6 protein-coding genes and 1 pseudogene are annotated in these 19,782 nt (G+C 39.0%); 3 read left to right on the top strand and 4 right to left on the bottom strand.

Annotation, left to right across the window (positions count from 1 at the left end):
• Window positions 1-492 precede the first annotated feature (492 nt).
• The 3 genes and pseudogenes from V3564_RS00250 to V3564_RS00240 all read right to left on the bottom strand — a co-directional run.
• Window positions 493-674 (bottom strand): annotated as a pseudogene (locus tag V3564_RS00250) (invasion associated locus B family protein); the annotation flags it as partial.
• A gap of 2 nt (window positions 675-676) precedes the next feature.
• Entirely contained in the window at window positions 677-9,574 is an 8,898-nt protein-coding gene (locus V3564_RS00245) for a Vomp family autotransporter (RefSeq protein ID WP_455480870.1), read from the bottom strand.
• Window positions 9,575-11,362: 1,788 nt separating this feature from the next.
• Entirely contained in the window at window positions 11,363-15,691 is a 4,329-nt protein-coding gene (locus V3564_RS00240) for a Vomp family autotransporter (protein ID WP_455480869.1), read from the bottom strand.
• 480 nt (window positions 15,692-16,171) lie between these two features.
• Here V3564_RS00240 and V3564_RS00235 point away from each other — a divergent pair, with 480 nt between their 5' ends.
• From V3564_RS00235 to V3564_RS00225, 3 genes are all read left to right on the top strand, one after another.
• The gene (locus V3564_RS00235) at window positions 16,172-16,378 is read left to right on the top strand and encodes a hypothetical protein (RefSeq protein WP_455480868.1); all 207 of its coding nucleotides are present in this window, start codon (window positions 16,172-16,174) and stop codon (window positions 16,376-16,378) included.
• A gap of 150 nt (window positions 16,379-16,528) precedes the next feature.
• Complete coding sequence (locus V3564_RS00230; protein WP_455480867.1) at window positions 16,529-17,305, top strand: class I SAM-dependent methyltransferase; 777 nt, start codon at window positions 16,529-16,531, stop codon at window positions 17,303-17,305.
• 651 nt (window positions 17,306-17,956) lie between these two features.
• Window positions 17,957-18,214 (top strand): hypothetical protein, encoded by a 258-nt coding sequence (locus tag V3564_RS00225; protein ID WP_455480866.1) that lies wholly within the window; start codon window positions 17,957-17,959, stop codon window positions 18,212-18,214.
• Window positions 18,215-19,142: 928 nt separating this feature from the next.
• On the opposite strand, the gene V3564_RS00220 is transcribed toward V3564_RS00225, so the two are convergent.
• Window positions 19,143-19,478, bottom strand: a complete 336-nt coding sequence (locus tag V3564_RS00220) for a hypothetical protein (protein ID WP_455480865.1) — start codon at window positions 19,476-19,478, stop codon at window positions 19,143-19,145.
• Between the last annotated feature and the right edge of the window lie 304 nt (window positions 19,479-19,782).

Genomic DNA, 19,782 nt, shown 5'->3' with positions numbered 1-19,782 from the left:
GAATGAAGTCTGGAGTGAAGATAACTATTTAGAGTGTGGGACATTTGGGGTTTTTTGTTTATGTTTTGTGTGTACCTTCTATAACGAGACCTAAATAAGAAAACCGGTAAGTATGTTAAATGAACATAAAAAGGCTGCCTTTAGGTTTCAATGGAATCAGATGTGTTGTTTTGTTGTGCAAACTTAAATAAAGAGACCTTGTGTAATTCGAATATTGAAAGCGTTTTATGTGACATAGTTTTAGTTACTTAGCGAAAAGGTTTGTTGTAAAATGTCTTTTGTTGAGGGTTGTTATTTTATTAAATGAAGCAAAAGCTACAATATTTAAGATGACTTTGAGTCTCTTAGGAATTTTACTTTTGGCTAGGCTGCGTTTTCGTTAAGTGTAGCACAATAATGTGTATGTGGTTTTATTTCATTTTTTTTGCTTTACACGCATAACTTCTCCATCTCCTAAAATCTTTTCTTTCAATCAGTTTGTTCTACCATCAATTGCATAACGGTCCGACGTATTTCACCAGGTTCTCCCTTAGGAACAGATAAGTGCGGTGGATGAACCGTATAAACACTCTTGTTCTCGTTGGCGAGGCTCTCGCCCTTTCCTAATAAGGAAAGGGCGAACAGAATATTTACTAAAACACTTCGTTTTTCATAATGATACCAGTTCTGTTCATTATCATCTCAGCCTCAGAGTAATCCCAGCACCTGTTCCCCAGTGACCTCCAGCACTCGTTATAGATAGATTAGAACGAACATTTCCATTTTCAGATGTATAACCTGCTCCTATAGCAAAGGCCGATTGACTGCGCCATACACCCGTACCAAATGAAAGACTTAAAGATCCAGGTGTATCATAGTAACGTAAATTAGATACTGCCAAACCAATAGCTGCTGCTTGTCTCGCCTCCTTCCGGACACTCTCAATGCCATAAGTTAACGCCTCAAATTTCATATCAGTATAGGCTTTAGCATCACCAAGAACACCATCCATGAGGACATTTGTTAAACGTTCATCCGTGTATTTCTTTGCATCATCAAGAATAAGATCTATCTGCTGTTTTGTACTTTCCTCGAAATCATGTAACTGACCCCCATTTACTGCTTCCTTAGACCCTTCCTCAATTTTACCATCTTTAACATTGTCTATCAAAACAGGGGCACTTTCATCTCCACCCGCTAAGGTAATACTATTCTTTTTCTTTCCATCCTCATTTCTATCATACGCAACAACAGCATCTGCTACTTCTACGATATCTTGTACTTGTTTATCAATAGTATCTACCTTGTTTTCAACCGCCGTAACCCTCTCATTCGTCTCCCAAAGCTGACCTCCATTTACAGCTTCTTTCGAATTTTGTTTTACTTCACCATCCGCTACATGCGTAACCTTGCTGTCCGCTCCCCCATGACTAACGTCATAAGCTCCCTCAGCCTCATTCCAAGTTACAACATTCGTTTCTAAAGCATGCGAGGCAACATCCTTTTCAACATCACTAATCCGGTCGTTGATACTCGATAGACTTCCACTGACAGCTTCAAAAGCACCTGAAACACTATCATAGTCTTTCATTTCAAACGCTTTACCATCAGAACCAAGCTGCACAACCTTGAAGATTGGTGCAACCCATTCTCCATTCTTATATCCAGCACCTCCACCAAAATACGATGCAAGCTGGTTACTCATAGAATAAAGCTGTGAACCATTAACAGCTTCCACTGACGATTCTGAAAGCACTCCTGCTTTTACGCCGGAAAGAGTCCGCGCCGCACCATCAATATTTGCAAAAGCAACTTCAGTACCGCTCTTATCTCCACCAATCGAGATAACACGTGTATCAGCATCTTGCTTCACAATGTTGCCATCTACTACTTTGTTAATCTCATTGGTAAGCTCTTTATTAAGATACGTGAAGGCAGCATTAACACCATCAAAAGCACTGACAAGATTCGTGTAGCTTTCCTCAGCTTCTGTGCCATCAGCATTGAAAACCTTTACCCTAAAGGTAGGAGCTTTCCAAACTCCATTCTCACCTTCTTCAACTTCACCACCCAAATACGTCGCAAGCTGCTCGTTCAGCGAATAGAGCTGACCACCCGTAATCGCATCCGTAGAGCCAGAAGCAATCTCCCCATCTAAAAGATGGGTAATCTTGCTCTTTTTCTTTGAGCTATCCTCACCATGATCGGCAACAAAGGCACTATCAGCCTTACTCCATAATAAGGTATCACCTTTAACTTCTTGAGTAACCTTCTCTACGCTCTGACTAAATTCATTGAACTTAGTTGTTAGATTCTTATTTACAGTCTCAATACTTGTATCAAGCTGACCTTTATTAACAGCTTCATCATCATTCACTGCTGCTTTCACACCGGAAAGGGTTCGTGGATTACTTTCACTGTTGGCAATATTGATTTCAGTGCCTTTTACCTCTTTACCAATATTAATGAGATTCGTTTCTTTGTCTTTCTTAACAAGACTATCACCTCTTACATTGCCAATCTCATCATTAATCTGCTCAGTAATCTCCTTGCTAAGGCTCTCCTGCATATTTGTGAAAGAACTGCCAACTCCAGTCAAAGCTGCTGCAAGATTATCATAAGTCTTATCTTCGGAGCTACCATCCTCTTTAACTGTATGAACTGTCAAACTAGGGGCTTTCCAAACTCCATTCTCACCTTCTTCAACTTCACCACCAAAATATGTCGCAAGCTGCTCGTTCAGCGAATAGAGCTGACCACCCGTAATCGCATCCGTAGAGCCAGAAGCGATCTTTCCATCTAAAAGATGGGTAATCTTGCTCTTTTTCTTTGAGCTATCCTCACCATGGTCAGCAACAAAGGCATTATCAGTCGCACTCCATAATAAGGCATCACCTTTAACTTCTTGAGTAACCTTCTCTACGCTCTGACTAAATTCATTGAACTTAGTTGTTAGATTCTTATTTACAGTCTCAATACTTGTATCAAGCTGACCTTTATTAACAGCTTCATCATCATTCACTGCTGCTTTCACACCGGAAAGGGTTCGTGGATTACTTTCACTGTTGGCAATATTGATTTCAGTGCCTTTTACCTCTTTACCAATATTAATGAGATTCGTTTCTTTGTCTTTCTTAACAAGACTATCACCTCTTACATTGCCAATCTCATCATTAATCTGCTCAGTAATCTCCTTGCTAAGGCTCTCCTGCATATTTGTGAAAGAACTGCCAACTCCAGTCAAAGCTGCTGCAAGATTATCATAAGTCTTATCTTCGGAGCTACCATCCTCTTTAACTGTATGAACTGTCAAACTAGGGGCTTTCCAAACTCCATTCTCACCTTCTTCAACTTCACCACCAAAATATGTCGCAAGCTGCTCGTTCAGCGAATAGAGCTGACCACCCGTAATCGCATCCGTAGAGCCAGAAGCAATCTCCCCATCTAAAAGATGGGTAATCTTGCTCTTTTTCTTTGAGCTATCCTCACCATGGTCAGCAACAAAGGCATTATCAGTCGCACTCCATAATAAGGCATCACCTTTAACTTCTTGAGTAACCTTCTCTACGCTCTGACTAAATTCATTGAACTTAGTTGTTAGATTCTTATTTACAGTCTCAATACTTGTATCAAGCTGACCTTTATTAACAGCTTCATCATCATTCACTGCTGCTTTCACACCGGAAAGGGTTCGTGGATTACTTTCACTGTTGGCAATATTGATTTCAGTACCTTTTACCTCTTTACCAATATTAATGAGATTCGTTTCTTTGTCTTTCTTAACAAGACTATCACCTCTTACATTGCCAATCTCATCATTAATCTTCTGTGTAATCTCATCGTTAATGCTATTCTGCATATTTGTGAAAGAACTGCCAACTCCAGTCAAAGCTGCTGCAAGATTGTCATAAGTCTTATCTTCGGAGCTACCATCCTCTTTAACTGTATGAACTGTCAAACTAGGGGCTTTCCAAACTCCATTCTCACCTTCTTCAACTTCACCACCAAAATATGTCGCAAGCTGCTCGTTCAGCGAATAGAGCTGACCACCCGTAATCGCATCCGTAGAGCCAGAAGCGATCTTTCCATCTAAAAGATGGGTAATCTTGCTCTTTTTCTTTGAGCTATCCTCACCATGGTCAGCAACAAAGGCATTATCAGTCGCACTCCATAATAAGGCATCACCTTTAACTTCTTGAGTAACCTTCTCTACGCTCTGACTAAATTCATTGAACTTAGTTGTTAGATTCTTATTTACAGTCTCAATACTTGTATCAAGCTGACCTTTATTAACAGCTTCATCATCATTCACTGCTGCTTTCACACCGGAAAGGGTTCGTGGATTACTTTCACTGTTGGCAATATTGATTTCAGTGCCTTTTACCTCTTTACCAATATTAATGAGATTCGTTTCTTTGTCTTTCTTAACAAGACTATCACCTCTTACATTGCCAATCTCATCATTAATCTGCTCAGTAATCTCCTTGCTAAGGCTCTCCTGCATATTTGTGAAAGAACTGCCAACTCCAGTCAAAGCTGCTGCAAGATTGTCATAAGTCTTATCTTCGGAGCTACCATCCTCTTTAACTGTATGAACTGTCAAACTAGGGGCTTTCCAAACTCCATTCTCACCTTCTTCAACTTCACCACCAAAATATGTCGCAAGCTGCTCGTTCAGCGAATAGAGCTGACCACCCGTAATCGCATCCGTAGAGCCAGAAGCGATCTTTCCATCTAAAAGATGGGTAATCTTGCTCTTTTTCTTTGAGCTATCCTCACCATGGTCAGCAACAAAGGCATTATCAGTCGCACTCCATAATAAGGCATCACCTTTAACTTCTTGAGTAACCTTCTCTACGCTCTGACTAAATTCATTGAACTTAGTTGTTAGATTCTTATTTACAGTCTCAATACTTGTATCAAGCTGACCTTTATTAACAGCTTCATCATCATTCACTGCTGCTTTCACACCGGAAAGGGTTCGTGGATTACTTTCACTGTTGGCAATATTGATTTCAGTGCCTTTTACCTCTTTACCAATATTAATGAGATTCGTTTCTTTGTCTTTCTTAACAAGACTATCACCTCTTACATTGCCAATCTCATCATTAATCTTCTGTGTAATCTCATCGTTAATGCTATTCTGCATATTTGTGAAAGAACTGCCAACTCCAGTCAAAGCTGCTGCAAGATTGTCATAAGTCTTATCTTCGGAGCTACCATCCTCTTTAACTGTATGAACTGTCAAACTAGGGGCTTTCCAAACTCCATTCTCACCTTCTTCAACTTCACCACCAAAATATGTCGCAAGCTGCTCGTTCAGCGAATAGAGCTGACCACCCGTAATCGCATCCGTAGAGCCAGAAGCGATCTTTCCATCTAAAAGATGGGTAATCTTGCTCTTTTTCTTTGAGCTATCCTCACCATGGTCAGCAACAAAGGCATTATCAGTCGCACTCCATAATAAGGCATCACCTTTAACTTCTTGAGTAACCTTCTCTACGCTCTGACTAAATTCATTGAACTTAGTTGTTAGATTCTTATTTACAGTCTCAATACTTGTATCAAGCTGACCTTTATTAACAGCTTCATCATCATTCACTGCTGCTTTCACACCGGAAAGGGTTCGTGGATTACTTTCACTGTTGGCAATATTGATTTCAGTGCCTTTTACCTCTTTACCAATATTAATGAGATTCGTTTCTTTGTCTTTCTTAACAAGACTATCACCTCTTACATTGCCAATCTCATCATTAATCTGCTCAGTAATCTCCTTGCTAAGGCTCTCCTGCATATTTGTGAAAGAACTGCCAACTCCAGTCAAAGCTGCTGCAAGATTATCATAAGTCTTATCTTCGGAGCTACCATCCTCTTTAACTGTATGAACTGTCAAACTAGGGGCTTTCCAAACTCCATTCTCACCTTCTTCAACTTCACCACCAAAATATGTCGCAAGCTGCTCGTTCAGCGAATAGAGCTGACCACCCGTAATCGCATCCGTAGAGCCAGAAGCAATCTCCCCATCTAAAAGATGGGTAATCTTGCTCTTTTTCTTTGAGCTATCCTCACCATGGTCAGCAACAAAGGCATTATCAGTCGCACTCCATAATAAGGCATCACCTTTAACTTCTTGAGTAACCTTCTCTACGCTCTGACTAAATTCATTGAACTTAGTTGTTAGATTCTTATTTACAGTCTCAATACTTGTATCAAGCTGACCTTTATTAACAGCTTCATCATCATTCACTGCTGCTTTCACACCGGAAAGGGTTCGTGGATTACTTTCACTGTTGGCAATATTGATTTCAGTACCTTTTACCTCTTTACCAATATTAATGAGATTCGTTTCTTTGTCTTTCTTAACAAGACTATCACCTCTTACATTGCCAATCTCATCATTAATCTGCTCAGTAATCTCCTTGCTAAGGCTCTCCTGCATATTTGTGAAAGAACTGCCAACTCCAGTCAAAGCTGCTGCAAGATTGTCATAAGTCTTATCTTCGGAGCTACCATCCTCTTTAACTGTATGAACTGTCAAACTAGGGGCTTTCCAAACTCCATTCTCACCTTCTTCAACTTCACCACCAAAATATGTCGCAAGCTGCTCGTTCAGCGAATAGAGCTGACCACCCGTAATCGCATCCGTAGAGCCAGAAGCAATCTCCCCATCTAAAAGATGGGTAATCTTGCTCTTTTTCTTTGAGCTATCCTCACCATGGTCAGCAACAAAGGCATTATCAGTCGCACTCCATAATAAGGCATCACCTTTAACTTCTTGAGTAACCTTCTCTACGCTCTGACTAAATTCATTGAACTTAGTTGTTAGATTCTTATTTACAGTCTCAATACTTGTATCAAGCTGACCTTTATTAACAGCTTCATCATCATTCACTGCTGCTTTCACACCGGAAAGGGTTCGTGGATTACTTTCACTGTTGGCAATATTGATTTCAGTGCCTTTTACCTCTTTACCAATATTAATGAGATTCGTTTCTTTGTCTTTCTTAACAAGACTATCACCTCTTACATTGCCAATCTCATCATTAATCTTCTGTGTAATCTCATCGTTAATGCTATTCTGCATATTTGTGAAAGAACTGCCAACTCCAGTCAAAGCTGCTGCAAGATTGTCATAAGTCTTATCTTCGGAGCTACCATCCTCTTTAACTGTATGAACTGTCAAACTAGGGGCTTTCCAAACTCCATTCTCACCTTCTTCAACTTCACCACCAAAATATGTCGCAAGCTGCTCGTTCAGCGAATAGAGCTGACCACCCGTAATCGCATCCGTAGAGCCAGAAGCGATCTTTCCATCTAAAAGATGGGTAATCTTGCTCTTTTTCTTTGAGCTATCCTCACCATGGTCAGCAACAAAGGCATTATCAGTCGCACTCCATAATAAGGCATCACCTTTAACTTCTTGAGTAACCTTCTCTACGCTCTGACTAAATTCATTGAACTTAGTTGTTAGATTCTTATTTACAGTCTCAATACTTGTATCAAGCTGACCTTTATTAACAGCTTCATCATCATTCACTGCTGCTTTCACACCGGAAAGGGTTCGTGGATTACTTTCACTGTTGGCAATATTGATTTCAGTGCCTTTTACCTCTTTACCAATATTAATGAGATTCGTTTCTTTGTCTTTCTTAACAAGACTATCACCTCTTACATTGCCAATCTCATCATTAATCTGCTCAGTAATCTCCTTGCTAAGGCTCTCCTGCATATTTGTGAAAGAACTGCCAACTCCAGTCAAAGCTGCTGCAAGATTATCATAAGTCTTATCTTCGGAACTGCCATCCTCTTTAACAGTTTTAAGCTTAAATGTTGGAGCAGTCCATGTGCCATCCTCATATTTAGCATCTCCTCCAAAGAATTCTGCTATACTCGTGGCTGTTGTTTGTAAATCACCAGATATAGTATTCAGCTCCTGTTTCACAGCAAAAAGCTGTGAGCCAGTTACTGCTTCACTTGAAGTTTCCGAGAGTAAACCATCCTTTATACCAGAAATAGCACGCTTCTCTTTATTCTTGTTAGAAACATCAACTGTATCACCACCTGCTTCCGCACCAATCATGAGATGCTCAGTTTCGGCATCTTGTTTAATGAAGTAAGAATCCTTTAGCTGTTGTTCCGTTTTCTTTAGCTGCGCAAAATTCACTGCATCGCTATCTTCAGTACCTGTTGCCACATTCGTAATTTTTTTCTCTCCGGCATCAATACCAACAGTCGTTATTTTAGGACCACCAGTAATTACTAAGCCTGTCTCATCTAAGGAAACATTTTCCCCTAGATTTATACGATCCAGCGTAACTTCTTTCGCTAAATCAAATGTCAATCTGTTGCTGTCTTTGCTTCCTATAATTTCTAAATCTTTACTTCCAACCGAAAAATCTATTGTACTATCTGCTTCAACGTCTATTAATTCTTCTCCATTAACAGAAACTCTCCACTTTTTTGTTGCAAATTCTCTTACAGCTTTTAACTGCGCAACATTTACTGCATCCGTATCTTGAGCACCAGCAGCCACTCCTGTAATTTGCCGTGTTGTTCCACTTTTAGAAGTACCAAAATCACCAACAGCAAAAGCTCCTGCAGAGCTTTTCCATGCCGCAGTACCATTTTCTGACGAATTATCCCCTATAGGGTCATAACCAGAAACACCAGCTTCAGCCCGAGACACAGATCCAGAACCCACAGCGACACCCCCCGTGACAAGAACTGTCGCATTTGCACCTAAAGCAACTGAAGAATCCTCTTTACTGGAAGAGTGATAACCTATAGCAATCGACTTTTCACCAGCCGCTATTACTGAAGACTCATCTTCACCACCACCTATCGCAATAGAATTAGCCCCTTGAGCTTGAGCCCGCGTGCCTATAGCAACACCATGCTCACCCTTTGCAACCGTAAGTCCACCCAAAGCAATCGCGGAATTTCCAGATGCTTCTGACCCTACACCGACAGCGGTAGCTACCCTCCCACTTGCAAGCGAAGCAACACCAAAAGCTTGAGATCCCCCAGTAAGCGCAGTTGAATTTGCACCAAATGCTGTTGAATAGTTCCCTGAGGCATAAGCCCCACAACCCGTCACAAAAGAGTAAACACCATAAGCTTCAGGCAAAATATTTCCACGACCACCAGTCGTATTTCCCATAAAACCAGTACCCGGCGCCCCACTGACAGCCGGTCTTGTCATTCCGTTACCACTCCAAACCTCTCGCGAAGTGGTCTCACTATAAGGAGAATATTTACCAAACTCTGTATATTCAAGAAATCTCTTGTATTCCTCCTCTACTCTTATCGCACCCTCCCCATTTGTAGTAAGGCCTCCACGACCAATAACTTCATCCGCACCACAGAAATCATCATCACCAGAAAAAACAACACTACCATGACTGCCCCTCGCATACGAAGTACCGGCACCGTTTGTACCCAGAAGACTACCCCCTGTTATTGCAAGATTCGCAGCTGAAACAGGTGAAACATTCGATAACATCACAACCATTTCGGTCAATAAAAAGACATTAACAAAAGAAAAACAAGAAGACTTCAAACTACTGGCTATTCGTGTGGTGTGCAATTTTTTCATAATAAACTCTCCAATAAAAAAACTTTAAAACATACCCAAAACACAAAAAGAACACATTTTAGTGCTAGCCATTCGCTCGAATGAAGTCTGGAGTGAAGATAACTATTTAGAGTGTGGGACATTTGGGGTTTTTTGTTTATGTTTTGTGTGTACCTTCTATAACGAGACCTAAATAAGAAAACCGGTAAGTATGTTAAATGAACATAAAAAGGCTGCCTTTAGGTTTCAATGGAATCAGATGTGTTGTTTTGTTGTGCAAACTTAAATAAAGAGACCTTGTGTAATTCGAATATTGAAAGCGTTTTATGTGACATAGTTTTAGTTACTTAGCGAAAAGGTTTGTTGTAAAATGTCTTTTGTTGAGGGTTGTTATTTTATTAAATGAAGCAAAAGCTACAATATTTAAGATGACTTTGAGTCTCTTAGGAATTTTACTTTTGGCTAGGCTGCGTTTTCGTTAAGTGTAGCACAATAATGTGTATGTGGTTTTATTTTGTTTTTTTGCTTCGCACACATATTCCTCCCCCTTCTAAAACCTTTACCTTTAAAACGAATTCTACTAGGATTCCTCATACTTCTATAGTTTATTAAATGAAATATCAAGAGAAAAATAATTTTTTTTAGCAAACAAAAAGAGATTATTTTTGATTTTTGTATGTTTTTTTTAACAAAATTAACTAAGGCATTTCTATAAAGCCTGAGGAGTTATAGTGTATAGTTCAAAACTATGCTTACACCTATTTAGATCTTGTTTGTATCTGTCAAAGTATTCGCACTTCCTAAAAAATAAACTATAATTTCTTATAAAAAGTTGTTTTCAGGCATTAACTCAGCTTCAATTGTAAGCACGCACCTACTCCCCAATCTCCAATGATCAAGAATGTTTTTCCATTTTCAAACGTGTAATCTACTCCCATAGCAAAGGCTAATTGACTACGCCATATCTCGCACCAAATAAAACACTTAAAAACTAGATATATTATAGTAACGTAGATTAGATACTGCCAAACTAATAACTATAGAAATGCTATTCACACCTAGCGCCTGCAACTGATAACCCAAAAAAACATAGCGTATGCCTATTCAACCCACACACAAAAACCAATAGCAATCGCTACCTTCGTTATCACTATATCAGGATTAACAGCAATCTCTTTTCTAAACTTTTATGTCAACACCAATAACAACAGAAACAATACTTTACTTGTATCGTTTCCTTAAGAGTAAACTGCCGTTCTACTCCTCATACTTTGAAGAATCTGTTCTATTAAATCAAAACTTCCCGCAAAACAGTGAAAACACTCGATTAAACTGTAACGATCGCAGTTTTCAAAGAAAGCCTTTTTAATCAAAAAAACGTCGAGAACAATGCGAGGATCCATATCATTTCCCTTTGATATGACAAATAATTTTTTCACAAAAAGCTCCACAATGAAAAAATCGAACAGATATATTTATAACATAAAAAAGACATGTTTTGATAATGGAGGTAAACAGCTTTTACTCTATAAATTTGTTTCATACTCTTCCAAGCTGCTTTTTATAAAAGAGAGAACAGGCGTATGTATGGTGATTTTATTCTGTTACAAATTATAAACAGGATAGCAAGAAAAGGACTTTCTTACGAAGCATACGTTTTATTATTTACTTACTTTATGTTGTTTTTAAATTGATCTTTTTAGTAGCTAATATATTAATTTTATTTGCTTCTTGTTGAAATAAACTTTCGCCCTTGCCTTAAATAAGACAAGAGCGAGAAGGATTTTTGCTAATGTGTTTTGTTCACTATTAATTCAGTGTCATAGAGAATCCGGCACCTACACCCCAACTACTACCAGAACTGGTGACAGATACATTGGACCGAATATTTCCACTCTCAGATGTGTAACCAGCACCAAAGGCAAATGCAGACTGGCTACGCCATAAGCCACTACCAAATGCAATGCTTAATTTTCCAGGTGTATTATCGTAGCGTAAATTAGACACTGCTAAACCAATGGCTGCTGCTCGTCTTGCTTCCTTTCGCACACTTTGAATGTCATAAGTCAAAGTCTCAAACTTCATATTGGTGTAGCTATTAGCGCGCTCAACGGCATCGTCAATCGCATCAACGACAATATTATTTACCCGTTGATCTGTGTAGTGCTTTGCGTCATCGAGAACAATTTTCATCTGTTCTTGAGTGTAATCGTGGAGCTGCCCACCATTTACAGCTTCTTTTGAACCCGTTTCAAGACGACCATCTGCAACATTATCAATTATAACAGGCTCACCAGCATCGCCGCCCTCCAAAACAACTTTATTGGTTTTTTTGCCGTCTTCATCCCTTTCATAACGAACAGCATCCTCAGAAATATTATTAACTGTATTCCTAATATCGTTAACCGTATCACCAATATCGCCAATCGTATTTGAAATATTATCAACCCTGTTTTCAATATAATTAACCTGCTGTTCAACATCCGCAACACGTTCATTGGTTTGCCAAAGTTGTCCACCATTAACCGCATCTTTCGAATCTTTGGCAATTTTACCATCAGCTACATTGATAATCTTTTTCGGCTGACCGTCGCGACTAGCATCATATGCTCCTTTTCCTTTATTCCACTTTAACGCGTCTGAATCTGCCTTTTCGATGGCGTCATTGATGGCATCATTGATGCGGTTATTAATATTTGATATCCCATCATTAATACCACCAAGCGCATCAGCAACATTATTATACTTCTTCTCAACAGTTGTGCCATCAGCATTGAATTGAGCAATCTTGAAAGTAGGATCTACCCAATTTCCATTCTCATAACTAGCACCGCCACCAAAATAAGCAGCAATCCTGCCACCCATATAATAAAGTTGTGAACCATTTATTGCTTCAGTTGAATCTTGGCTGATTTCCCCATGTGCAACACCGGCAATAATTCTCTTTCCATCACTACCTGCAACATCAATTTTCATACCGCCTTTTTCCTTACCAACAGTAATAAGATTCTGCCCCTCAACCCATTTAACAAGACTATCGCCTGCTATGTTATTAATCTGATTATAAATATCCGTGATAGAATTATTTACACCATCAAAAGCATCAAAAACATTATCATATGTATCGGTTTGAATAACATAATCTGGTCCAACATCATTATATACATCTGTATCACCACCAAAATACTGCGATATAGTATCTGCAATAGTGAAAAGCTGGGAACCATTTATTGCTTCGGTTGAGCCGTTGCTGATTTTCCCATCTGCAACACCGGTAATAATTCTCTCTCCCCAACTACCTGCAACATCAATTTTCGTGCCACCTTTTTCTCTACCAACGGTAATAAGTTTCTGCTCCTCGATCCATTTAACAAGACTATCGCCTGCCACATTATTAATCTGATTATAAATATCCGTGATAGAACTGTTGATACCACCGAAAGCATCAGCAACATTATCATAGTTCTTCTTAGAAGTCGTGCCATTAGCATTGATTTCGGAAACCGTGAAAGTAGGAGCTCTCCATCCTCCATTATTATCATATCCAGCGCCACCACCAAAATAAGAAGCAACGTCATTCATTGTATTTATCAAATTTTGATTAACATTCTTGATATTCGAATCAAGCCCTGTTAAAGCTGAGCCAACGTCATTATATTCACGCTGTGCTACTTTACCATCTACACCAACAGTAGATAAATTATATCTCGGCCCTGTAAAGACACCACCGCTAAATTCTGCATTACCACCAAAAAATTCTGCAATATTCTGAGATATTTTATTAATTTGGCCACCATTGATAGCATCAGTTGAGTTTTCCTTAATATTACCATCTTTGACATTTAAGAGAGCGACTGGTCCTTTACTCTCATCGTTACCCAAAGTGACACTGTTATAATTAACAGTGTTATCTCTGTTTTTATCATAGCGAACTGAAAAATCTTTCGCACTTTTAATACTGGCAGTAAGATCCGTAATATGGCCATCAAGCTGTGCTTTATTAACAGCGTCATTATCATTCACTGCTGCTTTTACACCAGAAATTATCCTATCTTCACCCGATTTGTTTGTAATATTAACTGTCGTACCACCCCTTTCTTTACCAACGGTGATAGGAGCATTCTCTCCATCTTGCTTAACAAGAATATTATGTTTAATACTATCAGAAGTATCTGCTATAATGCTGTCGAGTTGCTTTTTATTAACAGCCTCATTACCATTCACTGCTGCTTTCACACCCGTGATAGTCCGATCTCCCTCACTGCCTGCAATATCAATTTTTGTGCCATCTTTTTCATTACCAATGGTAATAAGCTTCCGATCCTCAACCCATTTAACAAGACCATTACCTGCTATATTATTTTGCACTTCCTTCAACTGCGCAACATTTACTGCATCGTTATCAGCGACTCCTCTTGCCACTCCTGTAATCTTTGCTTCGCCAGCATCAATACCGTCCAAAGTCATTCTTGGTCCTTGACCATCCAGAAACAGAAAACCATCATCACTCATAATGCTCCTGCCTGTAGTGATACTCGTCACTGTAATATTATCAGCTAAATCAAATGTTACAGTGTTTTGATCATCTTTGCTGATCTTGAGATTCTTTTTCTTTTCATTGCCAGCCACTTGCAAATTTACCGTAGAATCTGGATTAACAGCTGTAGCATCTTCACCGTTAACAGAAAGCTGCCAGCTCGTTCTGACCGAATCTTTTAGATCTTTCAGCTGTTTATAATTCACCGCATCATTATCTCTAGTTCCGTCTGCCACTCCTGTAATCTTTTTATTTCTAAGATCAATACCACCCATTGTTATTTTTGGCCCCCTACCCTCAGTAAACCCAAAGCCTGACTCATTCATAAGGGTATTTCCTGCAGTGACACTCTTCACTGTAATATTATCAGCCAAATCAAATGATACAGTGTTTTGATCATCTTTGCTAATCTTGAGATTCTGACTTTTTTTATTATTTTGTTGTGTTTTCTCAATGGCTACAAACTTTACTGTACTACCTGCATTAACATCCGTAGGAGCTTCATCATTAACAGCAAGTTTCCAAGTCCCTGATACCAAATCTTTCATAGCTTTCAACTGCGCCACATTCACAGCATCTGTATCTGCACTTCCCGCTGCCACTCCTGTAATTTGTCGTGTTAGCGTACCACCATTATCAACTTCACCAACACTAAAAGCCCCCGAAGTACTTTTCCATGCTATACTGCTGTTTGTTGAGCTCTCACCTGTTGCAGGATCATAACCAGGAACGTCCTTGTCAACATTAGAAACAGACCCACCACCCACAGCAACACCATCATTAACAAGTACCTGTGCATTTATACCAATAGCAACGGAGTGAAACGTCTTAGCGTAAGTATTACCACCTATAGCAATGGCACCTACATTTTTTGCTTCAGCCCGTGCACCTATAGCAACCGTGTAATCCGCACTTGCCTCTGTTTCAGAACCTAAAGCAACGCTTCTTTGACCAGAGGCAGTTGCAAGTCCACCAAAAGCAACAGCAGCTTCCCCCGACGCCTCTGATCCTACACCCATAGCAACAGTTGCCTTACCGCTTGCAAGCGCAGAAACACCAAAAGCTTGTGCTCCACCAGCCTTTGTGGTCGCCCCTGAGCCAAATGCTGTTGAATAGTTCCCTGATGCATAAGATCCACAACCCGTTGCAAACGAATAAATACCATAAGCCTCAGGTAAAAAATTTGTACCACCCTGGGTAGTAATAACTCCCATATAACCACCATTGTTGGATGTAGTTCCATCACCTGTCCAAACAGCCTGTTGAGTCATAGTACCGTAAGGAGTATAAGCGCCAAATTGCTGATTATTGATAAATCTGTTGTACTGTTCTTTTGCGGTTATTTCTGTACCTGTTTTTGATGAACCACCACGACCCGTAACATTATCCACACCACAGGCATCATCATCACCAGACAAAACAATACTACCATGACTTCCCTTCGAATATGCAACATTTACACCGTTTGTACTTAAATTCAATTGCCCTGTTATTGCCAAATTCGCAGCAAAAACAGGAGTAACACCTGATAGAAGCGTAGCCATTGCGGTTCCTAAAGAGACCGCTTTAACCAAATTTGGTGTTAAATATAATTTTTTCATAGGAACCTCCTCCAACAGAGCTCAACATTATTACAAGGCGCAAAAACCCTCAGAGCAAACCCTTGTTTGCGCACCCCAAAAAACGAATAAATAAAGATAAACCTACCCCCTCTGACACCCGTATTTATTACAGCATCTTACAAAATCCCCGCCATAACATCGAAGCTAGAAAAGTCCCCAATACTTTTAGCCAGAGGAATTCAGGCTAAAAAAAATAAAGAAAAACAAAAAAGTTTGAGAATATTACATAATCTCCATTCGAAATATCACGATCTGTTTCCTAATAAAACAGCTTCATTAAAGCGCAATTCTACTTTTCAAATAAAGCGCATAAGCAGAATGGCAAGAGTATAAAAATATTTTTTCAACAATACTTCTCAATAAGCATAAAGAGAGCTATTTTCCAATAACCGTTTTTATAAACATAAACTTATGAATTTTTTAGAATTAGAGCGCATGAGGTGAGAGATAAACATTATCATGACAACCTCATTCTTTTTTGAAGACTTTCAACCTGTATTTGCTGATACCGTACGAATGGGTGATATCAACTTTTGCAATGGAGTATTTGGAAGTGATCGTTCTCGTGAGAAAGCCGTAAGTTCAATTCTGGCTAAGGATATCAAAGCAATAATCGCACCAGAATTTGGACGGATTTTTTTCGAAACGCATGGAATCTCGGTCTGATTGTGATCGAGCTCCCAAACACATCATTTGAAGAAGAAGAGAGTGTAAGCATCAATCTTATGGAAAGAAAAATTACAGGATTTATACTTGACATACTGGAGAAACGAGAGCTTTTAAATTATGGATGCCAGCAAAGGAGGGTAACACTCTATGATACAAAGTGTTCAACCACAAAATGAAAAGTTTGACGGATTGGCTGATGATTATGATCGCTATCGCCCACGCTATCCCCTCACCTTGTTTCAAATCATGCTGCTCCCCTTAAAGAACAAAAAACACTTATCCATCGTGGATGTGGGAGCTGGGACAGGAATAGCATTAGAAGGAATTGTCAAACTTTTGGGAAACGAACATCAATACCATGCTATCGATGTATCAACAGACATGATTAAGCAAGGGCAAAAAAAGTTTCCTACTGTGCAGTGGTATCAAGGCCGTGCCGAAAGCATATTGCCCCAAATCAGCGAAATAGATCTCGTCGTGGTTGCACAAGCATTTCAGTGGATGGATCGTCCCAAATTGCTTCGCGCTGTTTCAGATCAACTCCGAACTGGTGGTGTAATGGCTGTCATCCAAAATAATCGCGATTTTAAACATAGCGAATTTTTAAGCGCTTATGAGACATTATTGGAGGAAATGAGCCCTCATTATTCTCGTTATTATCGTAATTTCGATTTTTTACAAGAAATGAGCAATGGCTTTGGAATAAGTCCAGAAAAAATTGCTCTCCATACACATAATTGGACAATGACGATCCCATCTGACGATTTTATTGGAATGAGTCGCTCTTCAACTCAAGCACAACGCGCAATTGCTAGCTATCAGCAAGAATATTTGCAGCGATTAGTTGCATTGATAAAGCAATATGAAGTGCAGGGAAATTTGGAGCTTTTGTATCGAAGTGAACTCTACATATACGCAAGATAATCTTACATCTATGGTTATTCCCTCTGCTAGTTTTCGGTGTGCTAAAACAGACGATGTACAGGAAATTTATGAATTATTGAGACGCGGATTTGAGAAACATTTGAACAGCTTTTCTCATTCGTCACAGTATGTCGTTCAAGCGTAAAGGAAAAATGGAACCGAAGCAATCTAAGACGATTTTCACGCATCAGAAGAGCTATGATGCCATTTCAATCGTCGCCATGACGTAAACTCATTGAGTTATTTTGCGGAAAAGAGTGTAAAGGCTGAATCGCAAAATTTTCTGGAGGAGATGCTTGCCATCACCAATGAACCAGTATCTTCCGTTTCCTGTATAACAAACGGGTTATATATTATATGAACGTGGCTCATCATGATCCCGGCAATATTATTGGCATCTGCAATCAGACATCAAATAATGCAATCGCCGAAAACTCATCAAATCAGAGCTGACGCTTTACCAAATTGATCATAAAAAAACTGGCTGCCAAGATTTCCGAGACTATCAGCTTTACTAACAAGCATGAGTAGAACTCAGTCGGCCTTTGGAAGTTTTGCACCTTAAACCCGCAAACTGAGCACATCTTTCTTGTCTATTGTTTCTTGAAGCAGACATCATCCTAGCTTGATAAGATCGTCAATAAATTCTGTATGGCAGAAGCACCTTATTTATTGATTGTATCCACCAGCAATCTAATCAGTAACGCCAGCTCGAATGCAAGCAACAGACATAAATCCAAACTCATTGGAATAGATGATGTCTTCACCATTGATGCAGCTGGCAAAGTATCAACCAAAGTGAATACTCAAATCATCATTGCGAACTGGCTCGAGATAGCTCTGCAGAAATTAGCAAAGCCAGGATCAGAGTATCACTTCTCAACACTAGCCAGTGCAACGTGGGAGTAGTTTGTATTTGAGTTTACTGCAACAGAAGTGCTGCTGATCAAATGCAAACTAGTTGAATAGTTGAAAGACGGATTGGAACTTGAGCATCTAAAGATGAAGAATTAGAATTCTGGCAGACATACACTCCAATGGACAATTGCTGTAACGCCTGGCCACAACAGGTTGCAAGCATCTCTTGGCACGATCCGAAAGCCACTGCCAGGATTAAAAAACAGAAACTAGCCAACAAGCTTCAATAAATATTCGGCCTCTCAAAAGACCACAATTCCAATAGAGTGAAGGTGAGAAAGCATATAAGGCTCAGTTTGTTATAAAAGCCGCTGATAATATGCTGCGTCAAAGCACTTGATTAGCAATGGTATGCACAGACTATTGCAAACCGATAAATTGCTAAGTCATTGATTTAACATGACTAAAAGCTCCGTATTTCGCTTTTCCAAGTACAGTGTTTTTCAGAAAAGGGGTTAGAAGAGAAAAATTAGAGAAAACAGAGTGTTTTTATAGAGAGAAAGTCAATTGCAAACATCAAAAAAGACTGAAAATACTGAGCTTTTTGGGTCATGCCATCTACGACATATGAAAGTTCATTTTAAGTTAATGGCGGAGAGAGAGGAATTTGAATCTGAATTTTTTTCATAACTTATTTATTTTATTGATATTTTATAGTTGTTAGGGATCCAATAATAAGGTTAGAAAATAGAATTTTCGAACGTATTTTTATAAAGCACATCCTTTTTCACCAAGTTTTTCTATTAACGCCCTAAATTTTTCTAGATTATGTTATGAAAAACGATTAAAATTTCTAACGAATATACTGATAACTTCACGATTCAATGAAGAAGCGCCCAATTAAGACGTGGTGCTTTAAGACTAGTGAAAATATCTTCTATTGAAGATACAATTTTTGATGAATAGTTAACTTCAAATGCTAAGCCTTCTTTGTAAAATCCGCTGATGGCTTAGACGCTTTAGCTACTTTTAAATTTTTACAAACGACTGTTTCTATAGATTCTTGCTCTTTAGATTCTTTCTTGCTTATCTCTGCTTCACCGCCTGTTTTTGTATCCTTATCAAGCTGTTGTTCTACATCAGTAGCAATAAATGGCTCTTCCTGGTAAAGTCTTGCAGCATTGGCACGTTTAAGACGAGCGTAGACCGTATTAGAAACCTCAACGAATGGATTATCTAATGTTGAAGGTTCAAAACGAACAGTGCTTTTGTTATCGCAAAAAACGCACATTGATCTAATGATGACCGCTTTCATCGTCACTCCTTTTGAAAAATTATTTAATGACGTATTGGTCAATTATTTACTTTTGTTATTTGACAAAACAAATTAGCCCATTTTTCCAAGAAAATAGGGCTTTTTAGCCATATTAAAGGCTTAATATTTCCTAAAATTTTATGGAAAAAATCTGAAATCCGGACACAATAAGACTAGTACAGCATATGTCGCTAAATACAATTTTTCACACTATATAAACAAAAAAATATAGATCTTGTGTTTTGTTTATTTCCCAATCTAAATTAGACAATTATTCGTTACACCGCAAAACACAGCTCTTAAG

This window comes from Bartonella sp. B12(2025), assembly GCF_053795135.1.
The sequence above is the reverse complement of the archived record's forward strand: the minus strand, read 5'-3'. Positions and strand labels throughout refer to the sequence as shown.

Coding starts and splice junctions, on each gene's coding strand:
- V3564_RS00245 (WP_455480870.1), bottom strand. CDS start 9,574: ATGAAAAAATTGCACACCACACGAATAGCCAGTAGTTTGAAGTCTTCT.
- V3564_RS00240 (WP_455480869.1), bottom strand. CDS start 15,691: ATGAAAAAATTATATTTAACACCAAATTTGGTTAAAGCGGTCTCTTTA.
- V3564_RS00235 (WP_455480868.1), top strand. CDS start 16,172: ATGACAACCTCATTCTTTTTTGAAGACTTTCAACCTGTATTTGCTGAT.
- V3564_RS00230 (WP_455480867.1), top strand. CDS start 16,529: ATGATACAAAGTGTTCAACCACAAAATGAAAAGTTTGACGGATTGGCT.
- V3564_RS00225 (WP_455480866.1), top strand. CDS start 17,957: ATGGCAGAAGCACCTTATTTATTGATTGTATCCACCAGCAATCTAATC.
- V3564_RS00220 (WP_455480865.1), bottom strand. CDS start 19,478: ATGAAAGCGGTCATCATTAGATCAATGTGCGTTTTTTGCGATAACAAA.